Below are 22,928 nucleotides of genomic sequence, written 5' to 3'. Positions count from 1 at the left end.
GGGTATCCTGATATCATGGAGCTGAAACCGTTTCGGCTTCTTCCAGTGCCTTGGTGGTTAGGTAGTATTTAGCAATCATATTGGGCACTTCCCATTCCGGCATGGTTCCGGATTGCAGAAAACCAAGGTACTTTTCGGTTACCTCAGCAAAATGCTCCTCATGCGTGGTCACCAGCGAGGGGTCTATATTAATCAAATAGCGGCCATCGTCCACCTTTTCATAGGCAAGCCCCTTATATGTACCGTCTAACTGATCAACCGCTTTCTTCAACGCATTTTCAAAAGCGTCGTCGTCCCGTTCTCCTGTGGACTCGACATACAGCCTGGGCTTGTACTGCTCTTCGGCACCCTGCCGGATAATCAGGTTGGCATACTTGCCGCGCATGATGGAATAGTGGGTATCGCCCGTACCTTGCGGTGCCTCGAAATTCCAGATAACCGACACCTTTGCGTGGATACCTTTCAGCCTGTAGTTAATCTCGCCGTTGGCGTATACGGCCAAGTTACCATCATCGCCTAACGACGAGGAAAGAAACGACGGAAATTCGGCTTGTCCGGTCGACCGCTCAAATTGCGCAGGTGTCAGGGAGGTAGACCAGCGCCTGGCCGACAGCAGCTCGATATCCTGCTTATAATCGATAATCTCCTCGGGGAAACTCTCCCACTGCACCAGATCGATCAAGTGAGTCGTAACATCCACCAACCCCTCGCCTTGCTGCTTGGTGTCGTAGAACCAGGCCGGACGCACCAACGGCTTGCCGGATACCTCCTTGAAAAAATGATGAACGCTTTCTTTGGTGATTGCCGGCTGATCCGGACTTCCTTCCACCAGTCCGCCGAAAAACTCGGGAACCTGCGACAGCGACCGTTGCAGCATGGTGTTGATTTCGTACCGTTCGGTCATGATATCGTACAACAACACGTCTTTTTCCTTAGCCGTAGCAAATGCCTGCTGCAATTTCGAAAACCCTTCTTTATTGATGGCCATAGGCTTATCGGCAAGCACATTCAATCCCGCATCAACGGAACGGCTGATGTAGTCGATTTTCCGTTGGTTGTTGCCGGCCAGCACAACCACGTTGCCCTTCCGTTCCTCCAGCATTTTCTCCAAATAGTCTTCCCCTTGGTACACCACTTCATTCCAACGGGTCGGATTGTCCGCCCGTGTGTTGTACTGGTCTATTAACGCTAAATGAGCCTTTAATTCCGGCCCTTCAGGCGCATATACGTGCACTACACTATCCACCTCCGGATACATAGACTTCTGCACCAAGGCAGCGTGGAAGTGACCCGGCGCCACGGTAATTAATCGGATGTCTTTTTGTTGCATGTTGTCAGCGCCTCCCTGGCATGCGCCAAGGCATGCGAAGGCCAGCAATGTAATGAGCTTCTGTTGTCTGTCCATTTGTTGTGTTTACCTGTGTTAATATCGTATCCGAAAGGTCATGCCTTTACATACTCCGTACCGTAAGGGTAGCGCTGCGGGCGTGCTAAAAGGCCATTCGCTTCTTTATCATTGATAAATTGCTCTTTAGTGGAATCCCACCGCAGTTTCCTGCCCAATTTCATCGCAGCATGCGCGACGAGGCAGGCCGATCCGGAACGGTGCGCCACCTCAACGTGGCTGATGGTTTGTTTGCCGTTCCGTATGCATTCCAACCAGTTGGTGTGTTGTTCCGGACTTTCATATAAGCGCGTTTCGTGCTCTCCGATAACGGATTGTAAGATCTTGCTGTCGCTGGCTTTGAAAGCCTCATTCTGCTTACCCCCCGCTGCTCCGGGGTCGGTAGCGGTTACCCCCACATTACCCCGCGACACGAAAATCCAGCCTTCGGTACCTTCGAACCGCACGCCATTGGGGTTGGCCCCGCTGATTTGCATGATTACACCTCCCGGGTAAAGCATTTCCACCTCGAAATCGCCATGTACGTCCCACAACCCTGATGTCGGGAACGTTGCACGGCCTTCAGCTTCCAGCGGCCCCGACAATTCCGTATCCAGCCCCCAGTGCGCGATGTCTATATGGTGCGAACCCCAGCCCGTGATCATCCCGGCCCCAAATTGTTCGCAACGCAACCAACCCGGCCTATCGTCTATATTGGTTTGCGAATGTACACGGTCTAGCGTGTAGGGCACCAGCGGTGTGGAGCCCAGCCAACGTTCGTAGTTCAAGTTGGAGGGAACCGGCATCTCGGTTGGATTGCCTCCCGCGGGGTCTCCAGGCAGGCCGATAACGACACGCTTGACCGTACCAATACGTCCGTTACGCACCAGCTCGCAGGTGCGCTTAAACTGCGGCCACGGGTGCACCGACCGCTGCTGGCTGCCCAATTGGAATACCACGCCTGTTTTTGCCACCACGTCAGCCATCATACGGCCTTCTTCGATGGTCAGTGATGTAGGCTTTTGAAGGTAAATATGCTTACCCGCAATTGCGGCCTCCATAGCTGGTTGCGCATGCCAATGGTCCGGTGTGCTGATAATCACTGCATCCACCTGCTTATCGGCAATCAGGTCGCGATAATCATCATAAACCACCACATCTACAGGCGATCGCCCCCCGTTTTTTTCAGCATACCTTCCTTCTATCCACTCCTTGCCCATGGCCAGCCGCCTACTATCCACATCCGATACAGCCACCACTCGCACATAGTCGTGCTTCAGCACTTCCGGAAGATCATGGCTCTTGGCTATCCGGCCAAAGCCGATTTGCCCGATATGGATACGGTTACTCGGAGCGTTTTTTCCGAATACCGACGCGGGTACGATGGTGGGGAATGCCGCCGCTGCGGCCAGCAAAGCCGTTCCGCCTGCTGCTTGCTTGATAAATGTCCGTCTATTCAACTGCTTCTTATCCATGATAACACTATTTAGAGAAATATTTGGTCAACGTTCAATAACTTCATCCGTAGGATGGGTTGCATATGCTTTACGGTAGTCGCGCTTACCGCCCTTTGACACCACCCATTCAATGCCGCCCAGGATATGCTGCCTGAACTCCTCATCCATATAATCCGCCTTGTCATGCCCGAGTGAAGTGTACCACGACCAGCCACCGTCAAACCCGTGGCACCACACCGAAGGGAACACATCGCCGAACGTATCCAAGCGGCGGGAATCTTCGCCCTTCAATGTCGTCGCATCATTCACGGCAACCACATGAAGGTTGACATTCAATTGTTTCAGGTAGTAAAATTCATCGCCCTTCACCCGCACCCATTTTCTGGGCAGGTGCTTTACCGATGGATGCTTGGCATCAACGACATTCACGGTAAAAGGCTGGAATTTGTCATGCCAATAAAACGTGGCGCCAAGCAATTGCTTAAACCACTTCCATTTGCGCTCGGTGCCCGAAGCGGAGTGGATACCCACGAACCCTCCACCGGCTTGGATATACCTCATCAAGGCTACCCGCTGTGCATCAGTGTCAAAGACATCATTGTTGGTGTTTGAAAACACCAAGGCATCGTATTGCTTAAGATTCTGATCCGTAAACACGGCTGGATCATCCGTTGCATCTACTGCAAACCCATGCTGCTCACCCAATTCCTTTAAAGCGATTACCGAATTCTCGATATTGTCATGCACATATCCCGGTCCATTCTTGGTGTACACCAGTATCTTTACCCGCTTCCAATTGACAGATTGAGCATACAGCATGGGCGAAAGGGAAAGCAGCACCGCAAGCGCTAATAGTCCTGCGCGTGTTAGTCGTTGTAAAAGCAATAATGTTCTGTTCATCTGGTTACAAAAGTTTGCCACAGCTGTTCGGCTTCTTCGGCCGACAGGCTGCCATCAAAAATAATTAAGCGATAGTGTAATGTATAAGATCTTCCAGCTTCTAAGGTCCAGTCTTTATTCTTGGTGGGCGAAAAGTTGAAGAACTGGTCGCCCCGTCCGCCGTTAGCGTCTTCAGGCCACACCCGTATTGGTTCAGGTGCATTATAATTATCGGGATGGGAAAGAAAGAGTATTCCACCTCGGCCATCTCCCAGTTTACCCGACACCATAGCCCAGCGCTCAAGCGATCCATCAGCGTCCTTACGGGATTTGCCACTTGAAGTGAGCACTTCGCTATTGGTATTGGTCCATTCGGGCGTGGCCCTGAAACCTAAACCGGCGTAACGATATTCTTTAAGTACAACGTCGGCTGTTGTAGCCGGCCGCAAGACGGACCGTATATCGCACTGATAACGACCGGAATCCAATTGAGAAACCGTGATTCGCCAGTTTTCCTTCATTATCACGGTTTCTTCGCTGCCATCAAAAATGACATGGTCATGCACCGCCTCAAAGCCGGCCTTCCCTTTATCGTGGAAGATATCTTCAAATTTGACGAAGCGCACGGTACCCTTTTTGTCGCCTATATTCCAAAGGTCATATAACTTTCCCCGGTATTCCACACGTGTCCAGGGATTCCATAACCCGTAGTGATGATAGTGGTCGGCGGGCTGGATGGTGGTAAGCACTTTGCCAGACGGGGTCTGCAGCGGGTGGATATACCCCGCGCGGCCATATGCCGGATCTACTCCCTGAGGAGGCGCTTTAACGGTATACCGGTATGTCAGCAACGCCCTGCCCTGCGGGTTCTTTAACACCAGTTCGTCCGGCCCCTTATCTGCCCGATAAGTCTTATCTTGGCCAGCCTCCTGCGCCAATGTATGCGCGCAGACAACTACCGAACAAATCGTACCAATAACTTTCAACATAGCCGATAGATTTATAAAAGTAATGGGCTAAAGTTATCAAAATCTAACCCGATAAAGGAATTGTCGCCGCTTGATAGAAGCCTTCATCATGCCAATTTGGCGATAGTTAATGAATTCAACCGTTATACTAAAATTCATCATCCCGCTGATATGATTTGGCCGCCAGCACAGGAATCTCCGGTTTAATACAAGTTAGCCGGATAATAACTACCTTTGATCCTATTCAATCGGTTACTATGGCTACTAAGCGCAATCATACCATCCGCTGTTTTTTTTTCATGCTTTTTGCTTTTCCCGGGTTTGTTTTTTCACAACAGGCAGACGCGTCCATGGCGGCACTTAAGCGAAGCATCCCCGCCATCGACAGTATTTACCAAGCATTCGCAGTTAAGTACCATTCGCCGGGCGTAGCTTATGCCATTGTCTATAACGGCGAGGTTGTCCATCAGGGCACGTGGGGCTATTCAGATATTGAACGGCAGATTCCCGTTTCTCCGCACACCGTATTCCGGGCAGCCTCTATGACGAAAAGTTTTGTTGCGGCCGCGATTCTGCAACTGCGCGATGCGGGAAAACTGGATTTAGATCATGCACTGGAACGCTATATCCCCGAATTTGGCGCGCAACGCATGCTGACGGCCGATGCACCGAAGATCACCATCAGGCATTTGCTTACCCATATGGGTGGATTTCCGGAGGATAACCCTTGGGGCGACCGGCAATTGGACATCAGTGATGAAGAATTTGCCGAACTTATCCGAAACGGATTTTCGTTTTCAAATGCCCCGGGTGTTACCTACGAATACAGTAATACTGGCTATGCCTTGTTAGGAGAAGTCATCAAACGGATAACAGGGCAGCGGTATGATGCCTATATCAAAGCCAACCTGTTTACGCCATTGGGGATGCATAACAGCTATTGGGCATATACGGATGTGCCCGATGGCTTACTGGCTCATGGTTATCGCTGGACGGACGGTCAATGGATTAAGCAACCCATGCTGGATGACGGCGCGTACGGCGCGATGGGCGGATTATCGTGTTCACTTGAAGATTTTGCTCGTTACGTAGCGTTCTTCCTCGATGCCTGGCCGGCACGGGACGATACCGACGATGGACCGCTGAAACGTTCGTCGTTGCGGGAAATGCAGCAGCCATGGACCTTCAACCGGTTGACGGACGTTAACGGCTGCCCTGTAACTTCGGCATACGGGTACGGGTTACGCTGGACGCATGACTGCAACGGGATAACGACCGTAGGCCATAGCGGCGGCCTGCCCGGCTTTGGCTGCAACTGGTTAATTTTGCCCGATCACGGGCTGGGTATCGTGTCTTTCAGCAATGTCACCTACGCACCAGCTACTACCATTAATAACCAAGTAGCCGGAGCGATTATCCGCCTATCGGGTATCACCGCTCGGCAAATTCCTGTAAGTACGGTGCTTAAACAGCGGCAAAATGAACTGGTGCGGTTCTTACCGCACTGGGAAGGGGCCGAAACCAGTGAAATTTTTGCCACTAATTTCTTCCTGGATAACGATATCCATATGCTTCGCAAAGAAAGCCAAGCGATGTTCGCTACGGCCGGCAAGATCACCGGCCTGCAGGAAATCGTTGCGGAAAACAACTTACGAGGCACCTTTATCATCGTGGGCGAACACCATGACATTGCCGTTCATTTTACGCTAAGCCCTGAAGAGATTCCCCGTATCCAACAGGTCACTATCACCAAACATAGTTCTTGAACGTCTCATTGGGCGGTGAAGAAAGATCGATGAGGTAACCGTTAATGACTGCATAAGCCGGCTTGCCATCTTTAGCCAGGAAAAAGTTGGCGTCTCTTCCCAGGTTCGGACTTGCCGGTGTGGGGGCGCGTCCGCTAAAAATCATGAGCGGCAGGCTGTGATGTCTATTTTCCGGCGCATTGGCAACCTGGATGGCATAGTAGCCTTGGCGCAGCCATTCCATGGCCTGCTCAGGGGATATATCACCGACTCCTTTCACTACCTTGGGGTAAACATTGCCCGGCATAAAATGGTAGCCATCCGCGTCAAAGTCCACATAACCATAGTTCTCCTTCAAATCGCCTATATCGGTAATCCGTGAACGCACGTAATAGTCGCTTTCAACCGTGTGTTCGTCACGATTGATGGAGAGGTCTACCTTGTAATCAATGGAATCGCGCGATGCACCGACGTTACGCAAAAGCAAATCGGACAGTTTCGAATCACTGAAAGGGAGCGCCTCATATTCCGCGATATCGTATTGGGCATAACTGCCCTGTGCAATTTCAATCAGGGCATTCAGGATGATAATGAAGTTAAGCTTACGGATAAATTGCTTTTCGGGATCACCTTTATAGCCACCCGCTTCAATCAGTACTGTACTGGCGCCCCACTTTTGGAAATTGTCCCCGAAGGCCCTCGGCGAGTGGGTATCGTCGTATTTAGCAACCCCGTCAGGCACGTAGCCCTGCAAGATCCGATTCATCCCCACGGCGATCTTCATGGCATTACCACGCACTTCATTAATGTCGCGCTCAGCGTTATATGCCGGGGCGAGCAATGCGATGGTCACGGGGTTGGGCGTACCGGGCACATTGTAATAGATGTTCATGTCATGCAGATTGAACCCATAGCTGGGTTGTATACGCTTAGCTGCTTCCAGCAGGATACGCCCTTCAACCGTGGCTCCGGCCCGCGCGTCACGGTTCAGATCCACGTCCATCGCATTGCGCCGGTTATATATATCAGCTCCGTCCGGGTTCAGCATCGGAATAAAATAAATGCTTGTTTGTTCCTTGAGCAGGTTGCGCAGGTTATCCATCCCATCGCCTGCACCTTCCAGGAAATTGAAAATGTCCATCAGCGCCATGGTGGCGGTAGGCTCATTGCCGTGCATCTGCGACCACAGCATCACCTTCTTGGGGCCCTGACCGTACTTCACCTGGTAGATAGCCTTTTTCAGCACTGACACACCTAATTGCGTCACTTCAAACGCACCGCCGTCCCGGCGCTTAAGTATCAGCGGCTCGATATCCGCGTGCTTAAAACGCCGATGCACAATGGCAGGCTCCCGATAGGTTTCAAACGCCTTGGCCAACATGGCCGTATCCGGCACATCATTGTACGTATTTTGCCCAATACCCCGGCATGCAGCCGAAGCAAGTACCAACCCGAACAAATAAGCCCAATATTTCATAGTTATTCCTTTGCAAAGATCTCTCCTAACACCGCGATACTTCCCGCGCTCGCATTCATGCGCACACGGGCTCCAATAGGCATGATGAACTGTTCATCGATATGCCCGATACGTGCGCCCTGATAGGCAGGGATACCTAAGGGCTTGATATAATCGTCCAGCACCTGTTCCAAGGTCAGCGATCTGTCCGGGTGTTCTGCTTCACAATCTGTACACTGGCCGAAAATAAAGCCCTTTATTTTCTGTAGGGCTCCAGACAATGCCAACTGGCTGAACATCCGGTCGATCCGGTATGGCTCTTCCCCGATATCCTCGACAAAAAGGATGCCGTCTTCAAAATCCGGGTAATACCGGGATCCCGCTATGCCGGTCAATACCGTGAGGTTGCCGCCCAACAGGCGCCCTTCGGCCGTTCCGGGCGTAATCGTGCGGATATTTTCCAGCTCATCCCGATATTCCGGCAGGTTCCCTTCGAAAAACAGTTGCTCGAATTGGTTGATGACCATCGGTGTCCATAGACTGTTCGCCACGGCACCATGGAACGTAAGAAGTCCTGTTTGGGTAGTAATGGCCTGATGATACGCCGTAATATCGCTATACCCCATAAAAATCTTCGGGTTACGTGCAATAAGGTCATAATCCAGCTTATCAAGTAACCGTGCCGCGCCCGAACCGCCCCGCAGGCAAACGATGGCTTTCACATCCGCGTCGGCAAACATGCCATGGAGGTCGGCCAACCGCTCCTCGTCTGTACCGGCCAAATAGCCATAACGATTGCCTACATGCCGGCCCCACTTCACGCGGAGCCCCAACACCATGAAGTTCCTGTCGGCGATAGCATATCCCTTCTTATCCACCAGCGGTGATGAAGGCGTGATAATACCTACGGTATCGCCTCTGCGGATGGTAGGTGGCAGTATAGCAGGCCGGCGGACTGTCTCCAAGCTCTGCGCCGCCTTTGCCACGGGCAGGGACGCAATCCCCAACCCCAGCGTTTTGATGAACGTCCGTTTATCCATATAACGTTGATGACTCAGCTATCGGTTGAACAACAGCCGCTGACCACTCCCTTTTTCCAGCAGTTGCCCGGAAGCATATACCAAGTTGCCCGAAACGATGGTATACAGGACGGAAGACTTGAATGTATGCCCTTCAAAGGGGGACCATCCGCATTTGGAAAGAATATTGTGTTTGCTTACCGTATAAGGTTTATTCAGATCCACGAGTACCAAATCTGCCCAATACCCTTCGCGGATAAAACCCCGCCTATCGATCTGGAAGCATACGGCCGTATTATGCGCCGTCTTCTGCACCAGTTCTTCCAGCGTAAACGTGCCGCTGTGGTACATGTCTAACAGCGCTTGCAAGGCATGCTGCACCAATGGGCCTCCGGAGGGAGCGTGGGCATAAGGTTGAGATTTCTCCGTTATGGTATGCGGCGCATGATCAGTAGCGATGACATCAATACGGCCATCCAATACGGCACGTCGTACGCCCTCCCGGTCGGCAGCGGTTTTCACGGCGGGATTCCATTTAATCAGGTTTCCTTTCTCCGCATAGTCCGCATCGCTGAACCAGAGGTGATGCACACACGCTTCAGCCGTGATCCGTTTCTGTTCCAGGGGGATTCCGCTGTCGAACAACTCCGTTTCCTTAGCTGTGGAAATGTGCAGGATGTGCAGTCTTGTACCGTGCTTTTTCGCCAGCGCGACTGCCCGGGACGAGGAGATGTAGCAGGCCTCGGCCGACCGGATAAGGGGATGCATATCAGCGGTTAAATCATCGCCATGCAGGGCCTTATACAAGGCAAGATTCTGCTTAATCGTCACTTCATCTTCACAGTGTGTAGCAATCAGCATGGGCGAACGGGTAAACAGGCTTTCCAGGGTATACTCGTCGTCAACCAGCATATTACCCGTGGATGATCCCATGAACACTTTGACGCCGCACACCTCCCTTGGGTTGGTGCGCAGTACTTCGTCCAAGTTATCGTTTGCCGCTCCCATATAAAAAGAATAGTTGGCCAACGATTGCTGGGCTGCAATAGCGTATTTATCCTGTAGCAATTGTTGCGTCAGCGTATTGGGCACGGTGTTGGGCATTTCCATATATGACGTGGTGCCTCCGGCTACCGCGGCACGGCTCTCATGCCATATATCCGCCTTGTATGTAAGCCCCGGCTCACGGAAATGCACCTGATCATCAATCAGGCCCGGCAGCAATACCAATCCCTCTGCATTGATTTCAGTGGCTGCGGGCGCATTGAGCGCCGGCCCTATCTTTTGAATGAAGCCATCCGCAATCAGTACGTCCTGCGTGGACATCTGGCCTTCGTTGACCACGGTGGCTGCTTTAATGAGGATTGTAGACATCGTAAATGCGTATTGCCGTATATTACGGCCAAACTTAGTTAAATTGCACTGTTTTTACAAACACCGTCTATTACCAAAAAAAGCGGGACAGCCTGTGGCATACCCCGCTTCCTATCGCATCACTACATCAAATCCAGTGCTCCATGCATCCATTATATCGGCAGATTTGCCATAAATTGTACATTCACATTACCCAGGTTAACGCCCACCAAAAAAGACGGCATCGTTGGGGCGAATACCCACGCATTCCTATGCCGGTAAACATATCCCCGGCGGTACGGGTCGTAATACGTGCGGTATGCCGGGAAATAAACGTATTCTGTACGGCGGTGGAATCGCTTGTCATAGTACCATTTGTCGTGGTCGCGGTAACGCTTATGCTGGCGTTTAACATAATCCCGGTAGGCCTTTTCACGCGTTTTGTAATAAGCCTGATATGACTTAGCAATCTCCTTGTCACGTTTATACGCCGCTTTCTGGCGTTTTTCATGGTATTTGACATACTCCTTCTTACTTTTGACACGGCGATCGTTGCCCCTGCCCTGGGCGTTTACTTCGGTCGTCGCCACCGCGCCAAACAGGATGGCAACGACATAGATGATTAGCTTTTTCATAGTCCTACCTTTTAGTTGAAACATACCGCTTTCAAACTCCCTTTGCCAGTAAGACGGCAGCAATAGCGTCAAGGTTTAATGAATAAATCGTAACAGCTTTGTTGACAAACAGGCGTTCTCCTACTTCGGAGATGCCTTCGGCAACGTATCCTGATGCAGTGCCCGGTATTTCTTAAGTATTTCAAGCGTACGGTCTATGGGTAATGCCTTTACCACATGGCCACGGTGCCCCTCCATGTCTGCGGCCATAAACAAAGAGTTATAGATTGCCTCTTCCGTAGCTTCCAGCACCGCCAGGAACAGCGGAGACAGCTCATCGTTTCGTAAATCGGGCGTCATGTGGACAGGCTCTTTCGATGTGTGGGGAATAAATGTATCCGGATGAACCGAAAAGGCGATGGAATAGTCGCCGCTACCATTGGATGAAAACGAGCCTACCGCCCCGAAAGCCAGGTACGACCGCCGTGCAAGGCGTTTCAGGTTACGGGCAGACAAGGGAGCGTCCGTGGCGATGATAATCATGCAAGAGCCATCGGCGACATAAGGCCCTTCTTCCATCATATAAAAATTATGCAATTCCCGTCCTACCGGTGCGCCGTTAATCTGCAAGACGCCACCGAAATTGCTTTGCACCAACACACCTACGGTATAGCCCCCTTTTGATGGGGGAAGTATCCGCGACGCTGTACCGATTCCGCCTTTGAAGCCCAAGGCACGCGTACCCGTACCGGCCCCCACATTGCCTTCAGCTACCGGGCCGCTCGATGCTGTGCGCAGGGCATCTGATACATCGTTCGGGGCAACATGCCTGCCCCGGATATCATTCAAGTATCCGTCATTGGTTTCTCCTACTACGCTATTAACCGATCGTACGTTCTCGTTGCCGGGTAGCCCCAGCATATAATCGAGTAAGCCATTGGCCACGGTGGGCGCACTGAGCGTATTGGTAAGAGCAATAGGTGTTTCCAGATTACCCAACTCTTCAATTTGCGATAGCCCCATTGACTTCCCGAAGCCATTCCCTACGTATACGGCGGCAGGTACCTTTTGCTGGAAGATATTGTCTTGGTGGGGCAAAATTACCGTTACGCCGGTCCGCACGGAATCACCGCTTAACAGCGTTTTATGTCCCACCGATACGCCCGGTACATCCGTAATGGCATTCCATTTTCCCGTGGGAAGGATGCCCGTAATCAGCCCAAAGTCCCTTGCCCTGCCCCGCTCCTGGGCCGTGGCCAGCAGGGCTGAAAACAGCCATAGCGCAGCAAAGACGCTCATTTTATGTTTCATATCAAGTGGTTTTTAGTTTTGAAGGATCCAGTGCCCGGATAAGCGATCGCGCGAGGATACGGCTGGGATCAATCAATGGAATCCCCTTGTAATAGGGGTTCGTTATGGCAAGCGGAATTTCCGTGCAGCCTAAGATAACGGCATCTGCCCCTTTCCTGATGAGTTCGTTCATTGCCTTGGTAAGCTCATTGACCGCCAGCTTATTCACCGGAGAAGAAAACGCCTTGATACCGTATGCCGTATTATAGATTGCATTGTGCACACGTTCGCGCCACACCTCATTCAGCTCGATCACCTCCAACTGTTTGTCCTGGAGTGCTTCGCGGTATACCCCGGCCTTATAGGTACCGGTGGTAGAAAGCACCCCCACTTTGCCGCCTGCTGCGATACCATTTTTTATCGCGGTAACGGTTTCTTCGATCAAACTTAGGAGCCGCAGTTTACTGTTCGCTTTCCCCAGCTCCTGCTTTATGGTACCGAAAATGGGAGCTGCGTGCGCCGTATTGCAGGGAATAGCGGCCACAACGGCGCCCATCGCTTCCAAACGGAGAAACAATTGGCTGATGGGATACGCCGGGTTGTTCTTTTCCCGACCCAGGAGGTACGCCGTCCTATCCGGCGTATCTTCGGGTACAGACAGCAACGTTACCGGGAGGTGATCCTGGTCGGTACGCGCGTTGGTTTCCTCAATGATTTTCTTCAACAGATCGACGCCAGCCAACGGGCCGGCTCCCCCTACTATTCCTATCATGTTATTGCAATATCACTTAATAGCCTGCATAGTCTTGACGCTGCTCAGGGTCAAAGATAATAATATGCACCATTAATACCCGGCGGCACTATCGTCGCCCCGTTTATCGGCTACGGCCTCCACCCCTGATTCAGTTATCCGTATCACCTCGGTGCGGCCTATTGGCGCACGCTCGGTAAACTGGTATCCCATCGTCATCAGCTTAGCGCGGGTTTCCGCAGAAAAGTCCCTTTCCACATAAACTACATCCGGTTGCCACTGGTGATGAAATTTGGGATTGTTCACCGCCTCTTCCACGCTCAGGCCGAAATCCAGGATGTTCACCAGTGTCTGGAAAACGGAAGTAATGATGGTTGAGCCGCCCGGGGTGCCCAGCACAAGATAAGGTGCATTATCTTTCAGCACGATAGTGGGTGTCATGGAGCTGAGCATCCGCTTGCCCGGTGCTATCGCATTAGCGTCAGTACCCAGCAGCCCGAACTTATTGGGCACCCCCGGTTTGGCGCTGAAGTCGTCCATTTCGTTATTCAAAATGAAACCAGCCCCGCCAACCACCACACGGCTGCCATACGCACCGTTCAAGGTTGTTGTTACAGCTACCGCGTTACCTTCTTCGTCCACTACAGAGAGGTGGGTGGTTTCCTCGCTTTCCTGCCATACTCCGGCCTGCACCGCTACGCTCGGCGTAGCTTTCAGCGGACTATAATCGCTCATCCGCTCCGCCAGGTACTGCTTGTCTACCAGTCTGTGTACCGGTACCTCCACGAAATCAGGATCGCCCATATACTCGGTACGATCGGCATAGGCACGGCGTTCTATCTCAATCATCAATTGCACAGCTTCTGATGTACCGTACCCGTACTGTCCTATCGGATGCGCTTCCAGCATGCCCAGCATCTGTTGCATCATAACGCCGCCGCTGGACGGCAGTGGCATGGTGACGATGCGGTAATCCCGGTAATCAAATGTAATGGGGTCCCGTTGTACGGCGCGGTAATCTTTCAAATCCTGATGGCTGATGATACCGCCGCCGCGCGTCATTTCAGCAACTATGAGATCGGCGGTCTCCCCTTCGTAAAATCCGGCTTGCCCAAGATCCCGTATCCGCTCCAGTGTCCGGGCCAGATCGGTCTGTATCAACGTGTCCCCTTCCTTCCAATCGCCATCCTTGACAAAGGCGGGACGTTTGGTGTTGTATTTTTCGAAATCCCCTTTTGTCCGGTTCAAACCCCTTGCTTCGCGCTCGGTGATGGCAAAACCTTTCGCCGCCAGCTCAATCGCAGGCTGGATCAGTTCAGCCATTGGCAGCCGCCCGTATGCGTCGTGCGATGCGAACGCACCCGCCACCGTTCCGGGTACCCCGGCTGCGAGGTGTCCATCGCGGCTCAAGGTGCTGACAGCCTCGCCCTGTTCGTCGAGGTACATATCGCGCGATGCATTTCCAGGAGCGCGTTCGCGGAAATCGAACGTAATGTTTTCTCCATTTTGCCGATGCAATACCAGGAATCCTCCTCCACCCAGATTACCCGCGTTGGGGTACACAACGGCCAAAGCAAATTGCGTAGCGATAGCCGCATCCACCGCGTTACCTCCTTTTCTCAAGATTGCAAGCCCCACCTCACTGGCCAGCGGATGGGCGCTGACCACGGCGGCATGAGGGACAGTGACTTTCTTAGTAATGTCATAATCATATGCATCTATCTGTATACGATTGTTCTGGCCGCATCCAAAAGCCAAAAAAAAGATTGACAGCAGTGAAGCAAGTTTATTCATCGTCGGTTCCTTTTCGATTATATTTGTTTAGTCTGTTAAGCTATTTATTAAGGTTTGGTCTTTTCCAAGAAATCCACTACCACTTTGGCAAATTTCTTCGCAAATTCGGGCCGATCTTCCGGGTTCCGCACACCTGGGCGGTGGCACTCAATCTGGAAACCATATACACCGGGATAGTGGACCGATGTATATCGGTCTGAGTTATATCCTCCGTTAAAAAAAGGTTCCCCGGACATGGGGTACGGGTCTTGTTTACTCGGTACTGAAGGCACTCCTTCGTTGGCCATCAAGGTGCCAAACGCATGATCGCCGATAATCAAATCACGTAGATTAAACGAAGGGGCCATGCCAACAAGATTGACCAGTGTAGATTTGGCCGTCAACGCGGTTATATTCGTATTGGTGTATACATGACCTAAATCGCTTGCATTGAGCCGGTATCCCAACTCCAGCCGATGCTTTTCATGCGCATGACCATGCAAATCAATATACAGTGCGCGTCCGAACTTATTTACCGCCGTTGCCAAAGCCGTATCAATATAATGATGGAAGTTGTGCCAGATCACCTTCATTTCTTCGTTTCCGCAGGTAGCCTCATTGATTTCACGGTTTTGGTCGATTTTAATCCTGTGCAGGTGATTGATAATTAAGTACGGCCGAACACCATAGGTCTGGTATAGCTCCTCGGCGATATCACGGGCCAGTTCCATTGTGTATAAATCCGTTCCAACCGTAGCGTTGGGGCACGTCCGGTCCGGCACGTGTGCCGGACGCACGGCACCACCGTGCGGCGCGCTAATGATCAAAGGCATATCACCTACAACGCATTCCGTCCACCGCGGCTCATCGAAAAATACTTGGCCGGCTTGCCAATGATGGGCTACCGGCGGTTGCGGAGCACCGTCGTCACCGTCATCTTTTTTGCACTGCACCAGCAAGAAAAACAGCGGCAACAATGCGATTTGAAACATGTAGTTTATCTGAATCTTTTTGATGGCATCTTCCTTCATATACTCCAATTAAATTATGTCACCAGCTTTGCTCCATGTGCACTAAAACTTCACGGAGTTTTCGGAAGCCTCAGCCGATTCAAATAAGCTACAGTCACCTCGGCGAATTTCTTAGCAAACCCCGGGATGTCTTCCTCGCTTCGCACCCCCTTGAAGTGGCATTCTATCTGAAAGCCAAATACATTCGGATGACTGCCGGATGTGTACCTCCGTGTGTTGTAACCGCCGGAAAAAAATTTCTCGCCTTCCACCGGATAAGGGTCTTGCTTGCTGGGCGTAGCAGCAATTCCGGCATTTTGCAGCAACGTACCAAAAGCATTGTCACCAAACAGTAATTCACGCACATCCATACCATTGTTGATAGCAACGCTACGCATGGACGTCTTGTGGCCCAACGCTGCTTGCGCACCGTCTTCCGATTTATACAGCGTTTCCATCGATTTAGATCCAATCAAATATCCCAACTCCAGTCGTTGATTGGGATGTGCGTGGCCATGTAAGTCGATATACAGGGCATATCCATGTTTTTGGACAGCATCAGCTAAACACGTGTCTATATACCGGTGAAAAGTTTCCCACACCTTTCGCAGCGCTTCATTGCCACAGGTAGCCTCATCAAAATCGCGGTTTTGATCGATTTTACTACGATGCAGATGTGTAAAGACAATATAAGGGCGTTTATTATATTGCCGGATAAATGCCTGCTCAATTTCTTCGGCCAGCTCCATGGTATTTCGGTCGATACCTTTCACTCCGAGGCACTGACGATCCGGTAACGTACTGGGTTTGAGCCGACCTCCGTGGGGGACACTGATTACCAGCGGCATATCTCCTACATGGCAAGTGTTCCAGCGATGCTCATCTGCATAGATATCTCCGGCTTTCCAATGCTGGGGCGCCAAGCCAGCCGAGGTTGCGGTCTGCGCCAAGGTTTGGCTACAAACGACAATAAACGAAAATATAATTGATTGATAAACGAATAGCTTACGCTTCATAACCGTGATCATTTTTTAACGTTGAGTAAACCAAAACGTCTGATTACCTAATAGGATACGGGCGACTTCTTCTCTGATCTTTTCACCGTTTGTACTATTGGTAAAGCAAACTAACGCTTCTCCGGTATCCGGATAGGCAATAAAAAAATTACGGAAACCAGGATTGGACCCCGTATGAATAACCGCTTTGCCCCGTTCGTTTTCCTGCAACAAAACGCCCAAGCCGAAACTAAGATGTTCATACGCTTCACCGACTTTATCGGCTGGTTGCCCCGAACTTGACTTGGCCAACATCATTTTATGCGTCTCCGGCTTCAGGCCCTTTCCCTTAATCAACGCCTCCGTGACAAAACGAAGGTAATCGCTGGCCGTTGCCCGGAGCGAAAAGGCTGCGTTCGCATGTCTCGTTTTCCGAAGCCCATAAGGTTCAAGCCCTTTGTGCCCTACCACAGCGTTCCGTTCCATACGGTTAACCCAAACGTAACTGCTATGCTTCAATCTCAACGGTTCAAACACCTCTTCTTCCACTACCTGCTGCAAGTTCTTTTGCGTAAGGTGTTCCACAACGAGCTGTAACCAATAAAACCCTTCGCCGGAATAACGGTAATGCGCCCCCGGTTCGAAAGCGGCCTTCAGTTCGCTGGTTTTCCAGTTCGGATTGGATGTGCTGACCTGCCAATTAGGTAAACCGGTCGTATGGTTAAGCACCATTCGTGCGGTCATCCGATTGCCCCTTTGTTCGTTACGCAGCCGTTCGTACGGCATGTATTCCAGCAAAGGCCTATCCAAATCCAACAGGCCTTTATCATACAGCCGCAATACGGTATAGGCAAACACCACTTTGCTTAACGAAGCCGTCTGAAAAACACTATTCCGGGAGACCGCTTTGCGAGCGCCATATACCGCTTCCCCGATGTTGTAGTGATGTATTTGACCATCCTTGAGATGCGCGATTTGTATACCGGGGATTTGGGTTTCATCCAGTATCCGTAACAGTCTGCTTTCTATATCAGGCTGACCGTACGATCGCTGGATGCCGAGCAATAAAAATATGAGCAGCCACCAATTGTGCTTTACCGCTATCATTCAGCACCTTCATTTAATCTCAGCGCCTTTCCGGCAAGCACCTGCGTGTATTTTCCATTGTCAATCGTAAGTTTACCATTGACTATCACGTAAGAGACGCCTGAGGCCATTTGTTCTGCGTCGTCGAAGGTGGCGTTATCTTGTATGGTCTTCGGATCAAAAAGGATAATATCTGCGTAATAACCCTGTTTGATAAAGCCCCGCTGTTTAACGTTGAACGTCTCGGCAGTAAGTCCGGAAGATTTATGAATCGCTTGAGCCAGCGACAGCACACCTTTATCTAACACATAGCGCCGCAATACCCGCGGGAAGGTGCCAAAAGCACGTGGGTGCCCTCCACCACCGTCGGATCCAACCATCACCCAGGGCTGCCGCATAAAGTTAAGCAGATCGTCTTCTGACATACTGAACGAATGGACAGAAGGTGACTTTTCTGCAAGGATACGAAGAACGGCTTCTTCTGGCTTGACACCCCAGATACCCGCAATTTCTCCAACGGATTTACCGTTGAGAAAAGTGTCTGACGGGATAGACAAAAACAACAGGTCTGCTGTACCCGTTCGCACCTCGATGCTCTCAGCGATGCCACGTAAGATGCTGTCGCGTAGCGTTTCGTCTTTGAACCGTTGCCGCATGGCCGATGTACCACCATCGCGCACCCAGGCAGGCACCAAGGCAGATCCCAGCCCTGTACGTGACGCCAAATAAGGATACTGATTTGCTGTTACCTTCAGGCCTTTCCGATGGGCCTCTTCCACCATGCGGATAATCTCCTCACTTTTGCCCCAGGAAGGTTTCCCGGAAACTTTGATATGCGAAAAATGAACCGGAATAGCAGCTTTTTCTGCGATTTCAAGCACTTCTTTCACGGAGTTGATAACGCCGATATTCTGTGACCCCTCATCCCTTTGATGAGTGTCATACACACCGCCATAGGCTGCCGCTACCTTAGACAACTCAATCACCTCATCAGTTGTAGAGAAAAAGCCCGGTGTATAAAACAATCCCGTTGACAAGCCAAATGCACCTTCTTTCATTGAAGCTTCTACCAACCCCTTCATACGCTCTATCTGGTCAGGCGAAGCACCAATGTTACGATACCCCATCACCGCCGCGCGAACCGAGCCGTGCGGCACGAAAAGAGCGGCATTGACGCCTATACCTTCCATTTCCCATTGACGCAATGTTTCCCCGATGGGCAACGGTCCGGAACCGTCATTACCAGCAAAGATAGTGGTTACTCCCTGCCTTAAGCAACGAAGCAGTGCTCGGGTTTGGGCATTTTCGCTTGATAATCGGCCATTTTGGTGTGTATGAGGATCAATGAATCCGGGAGAAAGGTACAATCCCGTTCCATCGATTTCGCGCTCGGCCTGCATCGCTGCTTCAGCCCGACCGATAAACACAATACGTTCACCGCTAATACCTACATCAACCTGTACGGAATCACTGCCTGTACCGTCGAAGACCCAAGCATTTCTTATCAGAATATCCAATGTTGGATTATCTTTCGCTACCAAGAGCGCAGCATGCAACATTACGCCGCACGCCAGGACTAACAATCGCTTTATCATAATTTGTTTATTAAAGTATCTAAATAACATTATATTATTCTGGCATCCAAGATTATTTTGAATAACCGGCCTATATCACCTCCCGACACGGAATTGCCTTTCACGTCGGTATTGACACGGTGAACGATGACCATATTATATTCAGGTATCACCAAGAGATGCTGGCCACGGGCGCCTTTAGCCGAATAAGAATCTTCCGGGACTTCCGCATGCGACAAATGCGGATGCCTGGTATGATTTCGCGCCACCCACCAGAGGTAGCCATAACCCGAACGCCCATAGAGCGTAGCGTCTGAATAATAGCGAGTCGTTTCATGCACCCAGGTACTATCAATCACCTGCAGATCGTTCCATTTCCCATTGTTAAGCATCAACCAACCAAACCGCGCAAGGTCTCGGGCCGACACATGAAACGGGTAAGCTTTATGCATAGAAGCCTTGCCGCTTATGTATTTTCCATCAGCTGGCTGATAATCCTCCATTCCGATGGGGCCGGCGATATCCCGCTGGAGGGCCTCAAAGAGCGATTGCTGCGTCAGTTGCTCAAAAATTGTCCCGAGCACATTGAAATCCCAATTGTTATAATACCAAAACGTTCCCGCACGGTGCGTATGCCGTTCGGGCTTTCTTCTTTTCATGCCCTCGGTCTCATATAATGCCGGATGATAAACGCCAGAGCGGGATTTAAGACAGTCCCGCACGGTGGCACGTAACTCCTCTTTAGTTAGCCCTTCTACGTCATTAATGCCTAAATCAGCCATGGTCGCTTCCAAATCGATGGTACCGTTCAGCACATATTTCCCATAAAGCGCACTCATTACACTTTTTCGGATAGAATGGGTATTGAACTTCTTGTCAACCTCACCCCATTGGTATGCAACTTTTCCATCAACCACCACCATTACCGCAGCCGTATGAAGCGTTTCGGAGAATGCCTTTGCCTCCTCCAATTTGCTTTTTGACAAGCCGAGCTCTTCCGGCGAAGCAACAACTTCCCAGGTCTTGCCGGGATAATGTACGTGCTTTCCTTTTGATGGCTGGCCGATTACCCCGCCACAAGGCACTATTACCAGTGCCAAAAAAACTACTCTTAAAACCGTCATAGTCATATCCCCATTCACTCTTTGGTGATTTTAAAATCAATCATTACTTCACCCCTCGTCCCCTTCTCTAAACCGACCACCCTTCCTACCGCATACATCCCACGTTCTTTGCTCCTGGAGCGGAACAGCACATAGTCGCCAATAGCCAGTTCCCGTATACGGGCCGATGGACCATGGTTCTTTTGATTGTAGTAGTCTTGTTCTGGTAAGCTCTTTACGATCGCGTTGTACTTTTGAATCAGTTGTTTATTGGTTTTGATCGTTTTGAAAGATTTACGCAATGCTTTTGTATTTCCAGCCGCAACGAGCGTCCCGCTATTCTTCACCTCCCACCGTTCAACAACCTGGGTTCGATAGCGTGAACCAAATAATCCCACACTCGAACTGGACGGCGTCATCAGATTAATGGCTGTCGTTTCACCATAGGCATACACCAAATCGACGTCGCCTTGTTTTTTAGTAGCCTCATTTAAATGGTATACTTCGCCTGTTTTCAAGTTAGCAAATCCACCTTCTACGGCATCAGCGTGCTGTCCGCCAAAGCGGATCATGATCCGGTTTACTTTCGCGTCTGTCTGTGCCCTGGCAGTCACTCCGCCGCAGAACGTAGATATCGACATCAAAAGCCAGATAAATATAGATTGTCTACACATGATAGCTTTAGTTTTGAGATATTTTAAATGCGATTTCGAGTCCTCCCTGCGGGTTAGACTCCACTACTTTAATGGCCACGATAATTCCGCGATCTACCGAATTGATAAAAATGATATCGCCGGTACCGACGTTCGACAGTCTGCCCGTAGGCGTGTGCAGTGTCTTGGCATGTTCGAATGCTGCTGCCATCGCCTCCCGATCTCTCTCATCCAACGACTCATACAGCGCCACGTGTTCAGCCGCGCTCCCCAGATTGATCAATTCGGCATGGTTACGGACCGGCCAAGCCTCAATGTTCGCACGTAGCGCTGCGGTCCACGCACCGAATCCGGGCCCATTCGTAATGGCAATAAAGTTATGGCTCGTGCTGCTGCCCCTTAGGTGTGCTACGTCAATTGCAGCGGTATTCAATTCTGCAGTGCCTTCCTTATGCACCACGACACTGGAGAAATCAATGAAGTCGGCCGTACTGGCTCCTACGCCGGTGAGCCGCAGGTTCCTGACGGGTGGCGGCGGTACCGCAATTTCTTCAGAACGGTCCACTTTAACAGCGAGCGCTATTGTGCCAGCGCCTCCTGAGGCCTGTGCTGTCACCTTGGCCATCACATAAATCTGTTTGCTTTCAGACTTGAAGAAAATCAGATCGCCTACCTTCAGGCTGCCGATATGCTTACCAGGGCCATGCGTGTCTATCGCATATCCCTCCTGCCCATCTACTTCGGCAAGTGCGTGGGAAAAAGCATTCCTAAGGTGGCTTTTCCGGTAGGAATGTAAAAAGATGGAATCTGCCTTTGCGGAAGCATCCATTTTCACGAAGACGCCTTCATTTTTGACCAGCCAGTTGGCATTGAGGTCACTTCCGATAGACCACGATGCCAGCCATTCTTCGTCATCAGGACTCATGAAATTGAAGCCCCCTTTGTCCGCACTGTTGAGGAAAACCACATCAATCTTTTCTTGGTGATGGAACGCATGCCTTTCCTGCGGTGTCATGGCAGAAAGATCATAGGTCGTTCCGGTAGAAAAATCCAGGAATCGCTTACCTTCGTCGTAGCCCGGCCGATCCAGTTCAGTCTCGTAAATTTCAATACGTTCACTTGCCGGAACCGGAGGAATTTCCGTCCGCTTACTTACGTCAATCTTCATAGACAATCCGAGGGAACCCGATGTACCTGTAGCCAGATTAGTGACCAGCGCCACTGCACGCACTTGCTTTTCCGTTTCCATAAAGACCAGATCGCCCACAGTCAGGTTCCGCACTGCTGGCCCCGGTCCGTATTCAGACTCGAGGTAGCCCTCTTGCTGCTCGACGGTGTTTAGCGCATTTTGATATGCCTCTGCCAAATCATCCGTCCGCATAATCCCGTCATAGGTCGCTTGCGTAGTCGCAGAAGATTTGATTCTGACAAACGTCGTGGTATTCTTAACTAACCATGTATTATTGATGGTTTGACCTGCACTCCACTCATTGAGACGCGCAATATTACTGGGGGCTATCAGATTCATGCCGGAGGCCGACCCCCAAAGCATGACCAAATCGATTTTTTCGGGCACCTCAGTACCTTCGGCCAACGTATAGCGTTGGCCCGTTCCCAGGTCAAGAAGCCGCAGTCCGGAGGCCACACCGGGTCCTTGGAGCACCAGCCCCACCCGCGCTAGGTCCGATCCTGCATCAAAACCCGCAGGATCGTTAGGGATAATTGACTTTTGGCAGCTCGCCACAACGAGGCAGCATACCGCCAACAGCGTGGCTTTTATAGTATTTAATAGGATGATTGTACACCTCATAACTGTAT

At 50.9% G+C, this 22,928-nt stretch carries 19 protein-coding genes; 1 reads left to right on the top strand and 18 read right to left on the bottom strand.

Annotated elements, in window-relative coordinates:
- Window positions 1–13: 13 nt before the first annotated feature.
- Genes BM030_RS02040 through BM030_RS02025 form a run of 4 tightly spaced genes read right to left on the bottom strand, consistent with a single transcriptional unit; the run spans window position 14 to window position 4,709 of the window.
- A complete protein-coding gene (locus BM030_RS02040) occupies window positions 14–1,405 on the bottom strand; it encodes a putative oxidoreductase C-terminal domain-containing protein (protein ID WP_090970520.1) in 1,392 nt (463 codons plus the stop codon).
- Window positions 1,406–1,443: 38 nt separating this feature from the next.
- A complete protein-coding gene (locus tag BM030_RS02035; protein WP_090970518.1) occupies window positions 1,444–2,859 on the bottom strand; it encodes a Gfo/Idh/MocA family protein in 1,416 nt (471 codons plus the stop codon).
- Between the two features lie 27 nt (window positions 2,860–2,886).
- Window positions 2,887–3,741, bottom strand: a complete 855-nt coding sequence (locus BM030_RS02030) for a ThuA domain-containing protein (protein ID WP_090970516.1) — start codon at window positions 3,739–3,741, stop codon at window positions 2,887–2,889.
- On the bottom strand, window positions 3,738–4,709 hold the full coding sequence (locus tag BM030_RS02025) for a DUF6807 domain-containing protein (RefSeq protein WP_090970513.1): 972 nt from the start codon (window positions 4,707–4,709) through the stop codon (window positions 3,738–3,740). The genes BM030_RS02030 and BM030_RS02025 overlap by 4 nt, the downstream gene beginning before the upstream one ends.
- Before the next feature lie 236 nt (window positions 4,710–4,945).
- On the opposite strand from BM030_RS02025, the gene BM030_RS02020 reads away from it, so the two are divergent.
- The gene (locus BM030_RS02020) at window positions 4,946–6,454 is read left to right on the top strand and encodes a serine hydrolase domain-containing protein (RefSeq protein WP_211657500.1); all 1,509 of its coding nucleotides are present in this window, start codon (window positions 4,946–4,948) and stop codon (window positions 6,452–6,454) included.
- Here BM030_RS02020 and BM030_RS02015 read toward each other — a convergent pair.
- The 14 genes from BM030_RS02015 to BM030_RS01950 form a co-directional block, all read right to left on the bottom strand.
- A complete protein-coding gene (locus BM030_RS02015; RefSeq protein ID WP_090970511.1) occupies window positions 6,435–7,910 on the bottom strand; it encodes a M14 family zinc carboxypeptidase in 1,476 nt (491 codons plus the stop codon). The two genes, BM030_RS02020 and BM030_RS02015, sit on opposite strands and share 20 nt — an antisense overlap.
- Before the next feature lie 2 nt (window positions 7,911–7,912).
- A complete protein-coding gene (locus BM030_RS02010; protein WP_090970509.1) occupies window positions 7,913–8,929 on the bottom strand; it encodes a S66 peptidase family protein in 1,017 nt (338 codons plus the stop codon).
- An 18-nt stretch (window positions 8,930–8,947) separates the two neighbouring features.
- On the bottom strand, window positions 8,948–10,282 hold the full coding sequence (locus tag BM030_RS02005) for a dihydroorotase (protein ID WP_090970507.1): 1,335 nt from the start codon (window positions 10,280–10,282) through the stop codon (window positions 8,948–8,950).
- 152 nt (window positions 10,283–10,434) lie between these two features.
- Window positions 10,435–10,896, bottom strand: a complete 462-nt coding sequence (locus BM030_RS02000) for a hypothetical protein (protein WP_090970505.1) — start codon at window positions 10,894–10,896, stop codon at window positions 10,435–10,437.
- A gap of 120 nt (window positions 10,897–11,016) precedes the next feature.
- Window positions 11,017–12,186, bottom strand: coding sequence for a DmpA family aminopeptidase (locus BM030_RS01995; RefSeq protein WP_090970503.1), 1,170 nt, complete (start codon window positions 12,184–12,186; stop codon window positions 11,017–11,019).
- Between the two features lies 1 nt (window position 12,187).
- Complete coding sequence (locus BM030_RS01990) at window positions 12,188–12,937, bottom strand: aspartate/glutamate racemase family protein (RefSeq protein ID WP_090970501.1); 750 nt, start codon at window positions 12,935–12,937, stop codon at window positions 12,188–12,190.
- 72 nt (window positions 12,938–13,009) lie between these two features.
- Window positions 13,010–14,710 carry a gamma-glutamyltransferase gene (gene ggt / locus BM030_RS01985; protein ID WP_090970499.1) on the bottom strand — a complete coding sequence of 567 codons (1,701 nt, stop codon included), beginning with the start codon at window positions 14,708–14,710 and terminating at the stop codon, window positions 13,010–13,012.
- A 47-nt stretch (window positions 14,711–14,757) separates the two neighbouring features.
- Window positions 14,758–15,720: an N-formylglutamate amidohydrolase gene (locus tag BM030_RS01980; RefSeq protein WP_090970497.1), complete on the bottom strand. Its 963-nt coding sequence runs from the start codon at window positions 15,718–15,720 to the stop codon at window positions 14,758–14,760.
- Between the two features lie 50 nt (window positions 15,721–15,770).
- A complete protein-coding gene (locus BM030_RS01975; RefSeq protein WP_139215782.1) occupies window positions 15,771–16,715 on the bottom strand; it encodes an N-formylglutamate amidohydrolase in 945 nt (314 codons plus the stop codon).
- A 15-nt stretch (window positions 16,716–16,730) separates the two neighbouring features.
- On the bottom strand, window positions 16,731–17,801 hold the full coding sequence (locus BM030_RS01970) for a serine hydrolase domain-containing protein (protein WP_090970493.1): 1,071 nt from the start codon (window positions 17,799–17,801) through the stop codon (window positions 16,731–16,733).
- Window positions 17,798–19,375 (bottom strand): N-acyl-D-amino-acid deacylase family protein, encoded by a 1,578-nt coding sequence (locus BM030_RS01965; protein ID WP_211657499.1) that lies wholly within the window; start codon window positions 19,373–19,375, stop codon window positions 17,798–17,800. Before BM030_RS01965 ends, BM030_RS01970 begins: the two co-directional genes overlap by 4 nt.
- A gap of 29 nt (window positions 19,376–19,404) precedes the next feature.
- On the bottom strand, window positions 19,405–20,478 hold the full coding sequence (locus BM030_RS01960) for a serine hydrolase domain-containing protein (protein ID WP_211657498.1): 1,074 nt from the start codon (window positions 20,476–20,478) through the stop codon (window positions 19,405–19,407).
- A 14-nt stretch (window positions 20,479–20,492) separates the two neighbouring features.
- On the bottom strand, window positions 20,493–21,098 hold the full coding sequence (locus BM030_RS01955; protein ID WP_090970488.1) for a hypothetical protein: 606 nt from the start codon (window positions 21,096–21,098) through the stop codon (window positions 20,493–20,495).
- Between the two features lie 40 nt (window positions 21,099–21,138).
- Window positions 21,139–22,920: a hypothetical protein gene (locus BM030_RS01950; RefSeq protein ID WP_139215781.1), complete on the bottom strand. Its 1,782-nt coding sequence runs from the start codon at window positions 22,918–22,920 to the stop codon at window positions 21,139–21,141.
- Window positions 22,921–22,928 lie beyond the last annotated feature (8 nt).

This window comes from Parapedobacter composti, assembly GCF_900112315.1.
Lineage (GTDB): Bacteria > Bacteroidota > Bacteroidia > Sphingobacteriales > Sphingobacteriaceae > Parapedobacter > Parapedobacter composti.
The sequence above is the reverse complement of the archived record's forward strand: the minus strand, read 5'-3'. Positions and strand labels throughout refer to the sequence as shown.